General features: G+C 70.8%; 10 protein-coding genes. All 10 read left to right on the top strand.

From position 1 onward, the window contains the following. Positions 1–55 precede the first annotated feature (55 nt). Complete coding sequence (locus OG898_RS04885) at positions 56–1,354, top strand: homoserine dehydrogenase (RefSeq protein ID WP_250750456.1); 1,299 nt, start codon at positions 56–58, stop codon at positions 1,352–1,354. 6 nt (positions 1,355–1,360) lie between these two features. Continuing rightward, on the top strand, positions 1,361–2,431 hold the full coding sequence (gene thrC, locus OG898_RS04880; protein ID WP_250750445.1) for a threonine synthase: 1,071 nt from the start codon (positions 1,361–1,363) through the stop codon (positions 2,429–2,431). Positions 2,432–2,821: 390 nt separating this feature from the next. After that, a complete protein-coding gene (gene thrB, locus OG898_RS04875; protein WP_243336217.1) occupies positions 2,822–3,748 on the top strand; it encodes a homoserine kinase in 927 nt (308 codons plus the stop codon). Positions 3,749–4,218: 470 nt separating this feature from the next. Further along, positions 4,219–6,348 (top strand): transcription termination factor Rho, encoded by a 2,130-nt coding sequence (rho, locus tag OG898_RS04870; RefSeq protein ID WP_266955168.1) that lies wholly within the window; start codon positions 4,219–4,221, stop codon positions 6,346–6,348. Positions 6,349–6,743: 395 nt separating this feature from the next. Continuing rightward, entirely contained in the window at positions 6,744–7,847 is a 1,104-nt protein-coding gene (locus tag OG898_RS04865) for an LCP family protein (RefSeq protein WP_266955166.1), read from the top strand. Between the two features lie 189 nt (positions 7,848–8,036). Further along, positions 8,037–8,252: a 50S ribosomal protein L31 gene (gene rpmE / locus OG898_RS04860; RefSeq protein ID WP_112448418.1), complete on the top strand. Its 216-nt coding sequence runs from the start codon at positions 8,037–8,039 to the stop codon at positions 8,250–8,252. Between the two features lie 114 nt (positions 8,253–8,366). Next, the gene (prfA, locus tag OG898_RS04855) at positions 8,367–9,446 is read left to right on the top strand and encodes a peptide chain release factor 1 (RefSeq protein WP_266881142.1); all 1,080 of its coding nucleotides are present in this window, start codon (positions 8,367–8,369) and stop codon (positions 9,444–9,446) included. A gap of 85 nt (positions 9,447–9,531) precedes the next feature. Then, positions 9,532–10,377, top strand: coding sequence for a peptide chain release factor N(5)-glutamine methyltransferase (gene prmC / locus OG898_RS04850; protein WP_266955163.1), 846 nt, complete (start codon positions 9,532–9,534; stop codon positions 10,375–10,377). 73 nt (positions 10,378–10,450) lie between these two features. Then, positions 10,451–11,098: an L-threonylcarbamoyladenylate synthase gene (locus tag OG898_RS04845; RefSeq protein WP_134071127.1), complete on the top strand. Its 648-nt coding sequence runs from the start codon at positions 10,451–10,453 to the stop codon at positions 11,096–11,098. Further along, a complete protein-coding gene (locus OG898_RS04840) occupies positions 11,095–11,727 on the top strand; it encodes a protein-tyrosine-phosphatase (protein ID WP_266881145.1) in 633 nt (210 codons plus the stop codon). The genes OG898_RS04845 and OG898_RS04840 overlap by 4 nt, the downstream gene beginning before the upstream one ends. Positions 11,728–11,862 lie beyond the last annotated feature (135 nt).

The following is an 11,862-nucleotide window of genomic DNA, read 5'->3' as shown; positions in this document are numbered from 1 at the left end:
GGTGCAAACCGCGCAACAGGTACTGATGTGAAGATCGAAAGGCGTAGGTCGAATGATGCGTACGCGTCCGCTGAAGGTGGCGCTGCTGGGCTGTGGAGTGGTCGGCTCGGAAGTTGCCCGCATCATGACGACGCACGCCGACGACCTGACGGCCAGGATCGGCGCGCCCGTCGAGCTCGCGGGCGTGGCCGTGCGCCGCCCCTCCAAGGTGCGCGACGGGATCGACCCGGCCCTGGTCACCACCGATGCGACCGCGCTGCTCAAACGCGGTGACATCGACGTCGCGATCGAGGTCATCGGCGGCATCGAGCCCGCCCGCACCCTGATCACCACCGCCTTCGAGCACGGCATCTCCGTCGTCTCGGCGAACAAGGCGCTGCTCGCCCAGGACGGCGCCGCGCTGCACGCCGCGGCCGAGGCGGCCGGGCTGGACCTCTACTACGAGGCCGCCGTCGCCGGCGCCATCCCGCTGGTCCGCCCCATGCGCGAGTCCCTCGCCGGCGACAAGATCAACCGGGTGATGGGCATCGTCAACGGCACGACGAACTTCATCCTCGACAAGATGGACTCCACCGGCGCCGGGTACCAGGAGGCCCTCGACGAGGCCACCGCCCTGGGGTACGCCGAGGCCGACCCCACCGCCGACGTGGAGGGCTACGACGCCGCCGCCAAGGCCGCGATCCTGGCCGGCATCGCCTTCCACACCCGGGTCCGCCTCGACGACGTCTACCGCGAGGGCATGACGGAGGTCAGCGCCGCGGACTTCGCGTCCGCCAAGCGCATGGGCTGCACCATCAAGCTCCTCGCCATCCTGGAGCGCGCGGCCGACGGCGAGTCCGTCACCGCCCGCGTCCACCCGGCGATGATCCCGCTGACCCACCCGCTCGCCTCCGTCCGCGAGGCGTACAACGCGGTGTTCGTCGAGGCGGAGGCCGCCGGTCGGCTCATGTTCTACGGGCCCGGCGCGGGCGGCGCGCCGACCGCGTCCGCGGTCCTCGGTGACCTCGTCGCCGTCTGCCGCAACAAGCTCGCCGAGGCAAAGGGGCCGGGCGAGTCGGCGTACACCCAGCTGCCGGTCAGCCCCATGGGGGATGTCGTCACCCGTTACCACATCAGCCTCGATGTGGCGGACAAGCCGGGCGTCCTCGCCCAGGTGGCGACCACCTTCGCGGAGCACGGAGTGTCGATCGACACCGTCCGTCAGCAAGGTCGTCAAGCACAAGACGGCGAGGCCTCCCTCGTCGTCGTCACTCACCGTGCGCCCGACGCCGCCCTCTCCGGGACCGTCGAGGCGCTGCGGAAGCTGGACACCGTCCGCGGTGTGGCCAGCATCATGCGCGTTGAAGGGGAGTAAGGACCCATGAGCAGCAATCGCACCCACCAGTGGCGCGGCATCATCGAGGAGTACCGGGACCGCCTGCCGGTCACGGCCACGACTCCGGTGGTCACGCTCCGCGAGGGCGGCACTCCCCTCGTCCCCGCCCAGGTGCTCTCCGAGCGCACCGGCTGCGAGGTACACCTCAAGGTCGAGGGGGCCAACCCCACCGGGTCCTTCAAGGACCGCGGCATGACCATGGCGATCACCAAGGCCAAGGAGGACGGCGCCAAGGCCGTCATCTGCGCCTCCACGGGCAACACCTCGGCCTCCGCAGCCGCCTACGCGGTGCGCGCCGGGATGGTCTCCGCCGTCCTCGTGCCCCGCGGCAAGATCGCGCTCGGCAAGATGGGCCAGGCCCTGATCCACGGCGCCAAGATCCTTCAGGTCGACGGCAACTTCGACGACTGCCTGGACCTGGCCCGCGCGCTGTCCGACAACTACCCGGTGGCGCTGGTCAATTCGGTCAACCCGGTACGCATCGAGGGCCAGAAGACGGCGGCCTTCGAGATCGTGGACGCGCTCGGCGACGCCCCCGACATCCACGTGCTGCCCGTCGGCAACGCCGGCAACATCACCGCGTACTGGAAGGGCTTCAAGGAGTACAAGGCCGACGGCCTGGCCTCCCGTACGCCCCGTGTGTGGGGTTTCCAGGCCTCCGGTTCCGCGCCCATCGTGCGCGGGGAGATCGTCAAGGAGCCGCACACCATCGCCACCGCGATCCGCATCGGCAACCCGGCCTCGTGGGACTACGCCCTGCAGGCCCGGGACGAGTCGGGCGGCTTCATCGACGAGGTGACGGACCGCCAGATCCTGTCCGCCTACCGCCTGTTGGCCGCTCAGGAGGGTGTCTTCGTCGAGCCCGCCTCGGCCGCGTCCGTGGCCGGCCTGCTGAAGGCCGTCGAGCTCGGCCTGGTCGACCCCGGCCAGAAGATCGTGTGCACCGTCACCGGCAACGGCCTGAAGGACCCCGACTGGGCGGTCGCCGGCGCTCCGCAGCCGATCACCATTCCGGTCGACGCGGAGGCCGCCGCCGTCCGCCTCGGTCTCGTCTGACCGGGAGCCGCGGGCCGGCCGTCCCGTAAGGGCCGTCGGCCGCCGCAACCAGCAGGACCGCAGTAACCGAGTTGCCGGATTCCGGAAGTCTTTCGAAGGCTGAGGAATCCGGCAACTCGGGCCGTACGGCACAAAAACCGACGGAAACCCGCCAGATATCGCGGCGAAAACCCGACCGGGCCGGGGGAGCGGGCGACACGCATCGTGCGCCTGTCGTGCGCCCTATGTCGGAGAAGAACCTTCCTTCGATAGGCTGTACTTACATCCGCCGCCGCGCATATGACCGCGGTGCTGCCCACAGGGCCTTCGGGTGTCGTACGTTCTCCAGTACATTCACAGCGAGCCAGCAAAGATCCCGTCTCGCACAGTCACAAGGAGTGTCATCGGAAGATGGCCGGTCCCGCCTTCCGCGCCGCCGCCGTACGGGTGCGCGTTCCCGCCAGCAGTGCCAACCTCGGCCCGGGCTTCGACGCCTTCGGGCTGGCCTTGGGGCTCTACGACGACGTCGTCGTACGCGTGGCCGATTCCGGCCTGAACATCGACATCGCGGGCGAAGGTGCCGACACCCTGCCCCGGGACGAGAGCCACCTCCTCGTACGCTCCATGCGCACCGCCTTCGACCTGCTGGGCGGCCAGCCGCGCGGCCTCGAAGTGGTCTGTGCCAACCGCATCCCGCACGGCCGCGGTCTCGGTTCCTCCTCCGCCGCCATCTGCGCGGGCATCGTGGCCGCCCGCGCCGTGACGATAGGCGGAGAGGCCAAGCTCGACGACACGGCGCTGCTGGAGCTCGCCACCGAGATCGAGGGCCACCCCGACAACGTCGCCGCCTGTCTGCTCGGCGGTTTCACTCTTGCGTGGATGGACGGCGGCAGCGCCAAGGCGATCCGCATGGAGCCCGCCGATTCCATCGTTCCGGTGGTCTTCGTCCCCTCCAAGCCGGTCCTGACGGAGACCGCGCGCGGCCTGCTGCCGCGCACCGTCCCGCACGTGGACGCGGCCGTCAACGCAGGCCGCGCGGGCCTGCTCGTAGAGGCCCTGACCAGGCGTCCCGAGTTCCTGCTGCCGGCCACCGAGGACCGTCTCCACCAGGAGTACCGGTCCCCGGCGATGCCCGAGAGCGTGGCGCTCGTGGCCCGACTGCGGGCGGACGGCATCCCCGCGGTGATCTCCGGCGCGGGCCCCACGGTCCTCGCGCTGGTCGACAACGGTGCGGCCGACAAGGTCGCACGGCTCGCGGGCGAGGGGTGGGCGGCCAACCGGCTCGCACTCGACGCAGCGGGCGCGAGCGTACTTCCGCTGGGAACCCAGGGCGGCTGATCCGTGCAGTAGAGGACACAGCCGGCCAGGGGCGGGCGGCCAGGGCAGGCCGCCCGCGCGGAGCCCGCGCGAAACCCGCGCGGATGGGCTCGATAGCCGGTGATGGAGAGGGGGAATGTCTGTTGGATCCGGTAGTGTTAGTCTCAAGTGCGCATCCGAAGCCGCCATGGCTTGGTGCTCAGTGTCCCTATCAGGGACCACCTTTCTTCCGGGAGCCTCCCCGACTGCTTTGATCGCTGCCAGCAGTTTCGAGCACGCTCCGGAATCGGCGTGACATTCCCACGCTTTCAGCTCGGGGGCTTCTCGCCGGAACCACCCACGCACATGCACGTTTCTCTCCGCCGTATCTCTATCGGCGGACCACCGCCCCGGCAGTAGTTCGCGGCTCATCGAGTCGTGGCTTGCTGTCGGACAGCACAACCGGTCGCCGAGCCAGACAGGCCGACGTCCGCTCCAGGGAAGGACCCTTCGTGAGCGACACCACCGATCTGATGGGCGCTGCCGACACCAACGTCGACACCAGTGCCCCCGCCGAGGGCGCCGCGCCGACCAAGCGCCGCCGCTCCGGCACCGGCCTTGACGGCATGGTCCTGGCCGAGCTCCAGCAGGTCGCGTCGGGCCTCGGCATCAGGGGCACCGCGCGGATGCGCAAGGGCCAGCTGATCGAGGTCATCAAGGAGGCGCAGGCGGGAAGCAGCGCCCCCAAGGCCAAGGCCGCGGCCTCCGCGCCGGCCGCCGCGCCCGCCGAAAGCGGCGAGACCAAGCCGAAGCGCCGCGCCACCAGCAAGGCCCGTACGGGCGAGGTCGCCGCCGAGGCACCCGCCGAGAAGACCGCCACGCAGGCCCAGATCGACATCCCGGGCCAGCCGGCCAGCGAGGACGCCCCGGTCGGCGAGCGCCGCCGTCGGCGTGCCACCGCCCCCTCCGGCAGCCCCGAGGGTTCGACCCCCGCCGCCGCCGTACAGGTGGAGCAGAAGCCCGAGACCGTCGCTCCGGCCGCACAGGCCGAGGCGAAGGCCGAGGCCACCACCACCCCTGCCGGCCAGGCCGCACAGGGCCAGGAAGGCGAGGGCCGCGGCCGTCGCGACCGCCGCGAGCGGGGCAACGACCGCGCCGACGGCCGCCGCGAGCGCCGTGACCGCGGTGCCAAGGCCGACGACCAGGGCCAGGGCGCCCAGGGTCAGGGCCAGGCCGGTCAGGGTGGCCAGGGCCAGAGCCAGGGCCAGCAGGGCGGCCGCCAGGACCGGACCGACCGTCAGGACCGCCAGCAGGGCGGCCGCGGTCAGGGTCAGGGCCAGGGTCAGCAGGGTGGCCGTCAGGACCGGGACCGTCAGGACAACGGCCCGCAGGACGACTTCGACGAGGACGGCCGTCGCGGCCGGCGCGGCCGCTACCGCGACCGCCGTGGCCGTCGCGGACGCGACGAGTTCGCGCCGGTGGAGACGCCCGTCGCCGACGACGACGTCCTGATCCCCGTCGCGGGCATCCTCGACATCCTCGACAACTACGCGTTCATCCGGACCTCGGGCTACCTGCCCGGCCCGAACGACGTGTACGTCTCCCTCGCCCAGGTCCGCAAGGCCGGTCTGCGCAAGGGCGACCACACCACCGGTGCGGTCCGTCAGCCCAAGGACGGCGAGCGCCGCGAGAAGTTCAACGCGCTCGTGCGCCTGGACTCCGTCAACGGCATGGCGCCCGAATCCGGCCGCGGCCGCCCGGAGTTCCAGAAGCTGACCCCGCTGTACCCGCAGGACCGGCTCCGCCTGGAGACCGACCCGGGCGTGCTGACCACCCGCATCATCGACCTCGTGTCGCCGATCGGTAAGGGCCAGCGCGGTCTGATCGTGGCCCCGCCGAAGACCGGTAAGACCATGATCATGCAGGCGATCGCCAACGCGATCACGGTCAACAACCCCGAGTGCCACCTGATGGTCGTCCTGGTCGACGAGCGTCCGGAAGAGGTCACCGACATGCAGCGGTCGGTGAAGGGCGAGGTCATCTCCTCGACCTTCGACCGCCCGGCCGAGGACCACACCACCGTTGCCGAGCTGGCCATCGAGCGCGCCAAGCGTCTCGTCGAGCTCGGCCACGACGTGGTCGTCCTGCTGGACTCCATCACCCGCCTGGGACGCGCGTACAACCTCGCCGCCCCCGCCTCCGGCCGCATCCTGTCCGGTGGTGTCGACTCGACCGCGCTGTACCCGCCGAAGCGCTTCTTCGGTGCCGCGCGCAACATCGAGGACGGCGGCTCGCTGACCATCCTGGCCACCGCGCTGGTCGACACCGGCTCGCGCATGGACGAGGTGATCTTCGAGGAGTTCAAGGGCACCGGCAACATGGAGCTCAAGCTCGACCGGAAGCTCGCCGACAAGCGCATCTTCCCGGCCGTGGACGTGGACCCCTCGGGCACCCGCAAGGAGGAGATCCTCCTCAACAGCGAGGAGCTCGCCATCGTCTGGAAGCTGCGCCGGGTGCTGCACGCGCTCGACTCGCAGCAGGCCATCGAGCTGCTCCTCGACAAGATGAAGCAGACGAAGTCGAACGCCGAGTTCCTCATGCAGATCGCGAAGACGACCCCGTCGGGCAAGAACGACGACTGACGTCCGCGCGTAGCACCACCTGCGTGACCACGACCGCCCCCGCCGCACCCGCGGCGGGGGCGGTCGCGTCGTACCCGGGCCTACGGAGCCTGCGGGGGTCCCGGGTCCTCGTGAGGACTCGGGCGGTCTACGGCGCTTCGTGCCCGGGTGCGACCTTTGCCACACTCCGTACACCGCGCGGCCCCGGACGCCCACCCCGCGCTCACGGGGGAAACCGCAGGTGGGTGCCGGATCGGGGGGTGTCCGCCGCAGCCGGTCGCGGGGGGCGCACGGGCCGGGACGCACACCGGATGCACACGGGACGCACAGGCGGCCGTGGAACCCTGGGGGGCGCCCGACCGTCTCTGTCAGAGGTAACGGGGAAGCGGGCCGAACACAGACGGGCAGAGCAGAGCATGAGCCAGGACAACAGCGGCCACGGCCGCAGGACCGGCGCGGGACGCCGCCGACGGAAGCCGGCCGCGCGCCGCAGGGCCGTCGTCATCGCCGCGTGGACCGCCGCCGGCGTGGTCGTCCTGGGCGGGGCGGGGCTCGGCTACTTCTACGTCAAGTTCAACGGCAACCTCAAGACGGTCGACATCGACGCGGCCCTCGGCACGGACCGCCCGCAGAACGTGGACAACGGCTCGATGGACATCCTCGTCCTCGGCTCCGACTCCCGCAGCGGCGCCAACGGGGAGTACGGCCAGGACGACGGCGGCTCCGCACGCTCCGACACGGCGATGGTCGTCCACCTCAACGAGGGCCACACCAAGGCCACCGTCGTATCGATACCCCGCGACACCCTCGTGACCAGGCCCTCCTGCAAGCTCTCGAACGGCAAGACCGACCTGGGCGGCCCGCGCAAGATGTTCAACGAGTCGTTCACCGTCGGCGGGGCCGCCTGCGCCGTCGCGACCGTCGAGAAGATGTCGGGGATCCGCATGGATCACTACCTCGAGGTCGACTTCACGGGCTTCAAGGAGATCATCGACAAGCTCGGCGGCGTCGAGGTGACGACCACCAAGCCGATCAAGGACGACTACAGCCACCTCGACCTGCCCGCCGGGACGAACAGGCTGAACGGCGAGCAGGCCCTCGGCCTCGTCCGTACCCGCCACGGCGTCGGCGACGGCGGCGACCTGGGCCGAATACAGCTGCAGCAGGCCTTCATCAAGGCGCTGATCAAGCAGGTCAAGAGCATCGGCGTCTTCGAGAACCCGAAGAAGCTGCTCGACGTGGCGGACACCGCCACCAAGGCCATCACCACGGACAAGGCGCTCGGCGACGTGAAGTCCCTCATGGGATTCGCCCAGGGCCTGGAGGGCATCAGCCCCGAGAACATGCAGATGATCACCCTGCCGGTGACCGGTGACACCCGTGACCCCAACCGGGTCGTCCCGCTCACCAAGGAGTCCCAGATGGTCTGGGACGCCCTGCTGGCCGACCAGCAGGTGCCCGCCGAGGCCACCGCGAACTCGGCCGGCGACAAGGGCACCGCCGGTACCGTCGTCCGGTAGCACGAAACCGCCTGGTCGGACGGGTTCCGGCGGGCGGCGGAATAGATGCCGGCCCCCCTCCGTTGAGGGAGGCGTCCTCAGAATTTTGACAGGCAGCCCGGTCCTGGCAGACTGGTCTGTCGGCCCCGGTTCACGCAGCGCGCAATTCGGCTCCTGCGACCCGGCGCCCTCCCGAATCTAGGAGACACCTTGAAGCGCGATGTTCACCCCCAGTACGTCGAGACCCAGGTCAGCTGCACCTGTGGCGCGTCGTTCACCACCCGTAGCACCCTGACCGAGGGCTCCATCCGAGCCGAGGTCTGCTCCGAGTGCCACCCGTTCTACACGGGCAAGCAGAAGATCCTCGACACCGGTGGCCGCGTGGCCCGCTTCGAGGCCCGCTTCGGCAAGGCTGCACAGAAGTAGCGAGCCTCAGGCGCCGGATCCCGGCTGCACCCTGTTTGCACGGGGGCAGCCGGACCGGCGCCTTTCTCGTCCCGCAGCCCTTTTCTTCACATTCACCATCTTCAGGAGCCCCCGATGTTCGAGGCGGTCGAGGAACTGATCGGCGAGCACGCCGATCTTGAGAAGAAGCTCGCCGACCCTTCGGTCCACTCGGATCAGGCCAACGCGCGCAAGCTGAACAAGCGCTACGCGGAGCTGACCCCGATCGTCGCGACCTTCCGTGCCTGGAAGCAGTCCGCCGAGGACATCGAGACGGCGAAGGAGTTCGCGGCCGACGACCCGGACTTCGTGGCAGAGGTCAAGGAACTGACCGCACAGCGCGAAGAGCTCACCGAGAAGCTCCGCCTGCTGCTCGTTCCGCGCGACCCCAGCGACGACAAGGACGTGCTCCTGGAGGTCAAGGCGGGTGCGGGCGGTGACGAGTCGGCCCTGTTCGCCGGCGACCTGCTCCGCATGTACCTGCGCTACGCCGAGCGCGTGGGCTGGAAGACCGAGATCATCGACGCCACCGAGTCCGAGCTCGGCGGCTACAAGGACGTCCAGGTCTCCGTCCGCACCAAGGGCGGCAACGGTGCCACCGAGCCCGGCCAGGGCGTCTGGGCCCGTCTGAAGTACGAGGGCGGCGTGCACCGCGTCCAGCGCGTGCCGGCCACCGAGTCCCAGGGCCGCATCCACACCTCCGCCGCCGGCGTGCTCGTCACCCCGGAAGCCGAGGAGGTGGAGGTCGAGGTCAACATGAACGACCTCCGCATCGACGTGTACCGCTCCTCGGGCCCCGGCGGCCAGTCCGTCAACACCACCGACTCGGCCGTGCGCATCACGCACATCCCGACCGGTGTGGTCGCCTCCTGCCAGAACGAGAAGAGCCAGCTCCAGAACAAGGAGCAGGCGATGCGCATCCTGCGTTCGCGCCTGCTGGCCGCCGCCCAGGAAGCCGCCGAGCAGGAGGCCTCCGACGTGCGCCGCAGCCAGGTGCGCTCCGTGGACCGCTCCGAGAAGATCCGTACGTACAACTACCCGGAAAACCGGATCTCGGATCACCGGACGGGCTTCAAGGCGTACAACTTGGACCAGGTGCTCGACGGAGACCTCGACCCGGTCATCCAGGCCTGCGTCGACACGGACTCCGCCGCCAAGCTCGCGTCCGCGCACTGAGTCCCCTCGCAGGACCCCTGCAGCACCTGCAGCACCTGCAGGACCCCGCACCACCCCCCGTACGACAGCAGCCCGGAGGACCAGCGTGAACTTGCTGCTTGCCGAGGTGGCCCAGGCCACCCAGCGGCTGGCCGCCGCCGGCGTGCCCTCACCGCGTTTCGACGCGGAGGAGCTCGCGGCCTTCGTGCACGGCGTCAAGCGGGGGGAACTCCACCACGTCAAGGACGCGGACTTCGACGCCCGCTACTGGGAGGCCGTCGCCCGCCGCGAGGCGCGCGAGCCGCTCCAGCACATCACCGGCCGTGCCTTCTTCCGGTACCTGGAGCTCCAGGTCGGGCCCGGGGTCTTCGTGCCCCGGCCCGAGACCGAGTCGGTCGTGGACTGGGCCATACAGGCCGTCCGGGCGATGGACGTCGTCGAACCGCTGATCGTGGACCTCTGCACCGGCTCCGGCGCCATCGCGCTCGCCATGGCGCAGGAGGTGCCGCGCTCGCGCGTGCACGCCGTCGAGCTGTCCGAGGACGCCCTGCGGTGGACCCGCAAGAACGCCGAGGGCTCCCGGGTCACGGTCCACCAGGGCAACGCGCTCAGCGCCCTGCCCGAGCTGGACGGACAGGTCGACCTGGTCATCTCCAACCCGCCGTACATCCCGCTCACCGAGTGGGAGTACGTCGCGCCCGAGGCCCGCGACCACGATCCCGAGATGGCGCTGTTCTCCGGCGAGGACGGCCTGGACACCATCCGCGGCATCGAGCGCACCGCCCACAGGCTGCTGCGCCCCGGCGGCATCGTCGTCATCGAGCACGCCGACACCCAGGGCGGACAGGTCCCGTGGATCTTCGCCGAGGAGCAGGGCTGGGCCGACGCCGCCGACCACCCCGACCTCAACAACCGCCCGCGCTTCGCGACCGCCCGCAAGGCCCTGCCGTGACCGGCCCTGCCGTGAGCGGCGCAGTCACCGCGCGCATTCCCGCCACCCCCCTGCTGCACGAGGAGGCCCGCTGATGGCCCGGCGATACGACTGCAACGACGCGACGGACCGCAAGACGGGCCTGCGCGAAGCCGCCTCCGCCGTACGCCGCGGCGAGCTCGTCGTGCTGCCCACCGACACCCTGTACGGGATCGGCGCGGACGCCTTCAGCGCCGAGGCCGTCGGCGACCTGCTCGCCGCCAAGGGGCGCGGCCGCAACATGCCCACCCCCGTCCTCATCGGCTCCCCGAACACCCTGCACGGCCTGGTCACCGACTTCTCCGAGCAGGCGTGGGAGCTCGTCGACGCCTTCTGGCCGGGCGGTCTGACGCTCGTCGCCAAGCACCAGCCCTCGCTGGCGTGGGACCTGGGCGAGACCGGTGGCACCGTGGCCGTACGCATGCCCCTGCACCCCGTCGCGATCGAGCTGCTGACCGAGGTCGGCCCGATGGCGGTGTCCTCGGCGAACCTGACCGGACACCCGGCGCCCGAGGACTGCGACGCGGCGCGCGAGATGCTCGGCGACTCCGTGTCCGTGTACCTGGACGGCGGGCCGACCCCGAGCACCCTGCCCTCGTCGATCGTCGACGTCACCGGGAAGGTTCCCGTCCTGCTGCGCGAGGGCGCACTGACCGCCGAGCAGCTGCGGGAGGTCGTGCCCGACCTCGAGGTGGCTCCGTGAGCCCTGAGGGGCGTGGCATAGCCGGGGACAGCACCTTCCGCATACTCCACGTCAGCACCGGCAACGTGTGCCGCTCGCCCATCACCGAGCGGCTGACGCGGCACGCGCTGTCCCACCGGCTCGGCGGCCCCGTCACCGGCGACCTGATCGTGGAGAGCGCGGGCACCTGGGGCCACGAGGGCGCGCCCATGGAGGCCAACGCGGCCGCCGTGCTGGCCGACTTCGGGGCCGACGCCTCCGGCTTCACCGGCCGGGAACTCCTGGACGAGCACGTCATACGCGCGGACCTGGTCCTGACCGCCACCCGTGACCACCGTGCCCAGGTGATCTCCATGGGGCACTCCGCGGGGCTGCGCACCTTCACCCTGAAGGAGTTCACCCGGCTGGTGCGGGCGATAGACCCCGCGACCCTGCCGCCGCTGGAGGACGGGATGGTGGAGCGGGCCCGAGCGCTGGTCCGTGCCGCCGCCGCTCTACGCGGGTGGCTCCTCGCGCCGTCCCCGGACGCGGACGAGGTGTACGACCCGTACGGGGCACCGATCACCTTCTTCCGGTCGATCGGCGACGAGATCAACCAGGCGCTGGACCCCGTGGTCACGGCCCTGACGGGCGTCACGGCTTCCCGCTGAGGCCGGCGGTGCCGGGTGCGGTTGCCCTGCGGGGCCTTCCCCTACCCGCCCTTCCACCGCTCCCCGGGGCTCCGCCCCGGACCCCGCGCCTCAAACGCCGGCGAGGCTGGATTTCGGACCCCGGGCGTCGCGAGG

This window comes from Streptomyces sp. NBC_00193, assembly GCF_026342735.1.
In the GTDB taxonomy this organism is placed as follows: Bacteria; Actinomycetota; Actinomycetes; order Streptomycetales; family Streptomycetaceae; genus Streptomyces; species Streptomyces stoeckheimensis.
Note: the sequence above shows the minus strand (reverse complement) of the source record. Positions and strands in the feature narration are given on the sequence as shown.

What these genes read in the sequence shown, in the direction of transcription:
- OG898_RS04885 (WP_250750456.1), top strand. Translation starts at nt 56, where the DNA reads ATGCGTACGCGTCCGCTGAAGGTGGCGCTGCTGGGCTGTGGAGTGGTC.
- thrC (WP_250750445.1), top strand. Translation starts at nt 1,361, where the DNA reads ATGAGCAGCAATCGCACCCACCAGTGGCGCGGCATCATCGAGGAGTAC.
- thrB (WP_243336217.1), top strand. Translation starts at nt 2,822, where the DNA reads ATGGCCGGTCCCGCCTTCCGCGCCGCCGCCGTACGGGTGCGCGTTCCC.
- OG898_RS04865 (WP_266955166.1), top strand. Translation starts at nt 6,744, where the DNA reads ATGAGCCAGGACAACAGCGGCCACGGCCGCAGGACCGGCGCGGGACGC.
- prfA (WP_266881142.1), top strand. Translation starts at nt 8,367, where the DNA reads ATGTTCGAGGCGGTCGAGGAACTGATCGGCGAGCACGCCGATCTTGAG.
- OG898_RS04845 (WP_134071127.1), top strand. Translation starts at nt 10,451, where the DNA reads ATGGCCCGGCGATACGACTGCAACGACGCGACGGACCGCAAGACGGGC.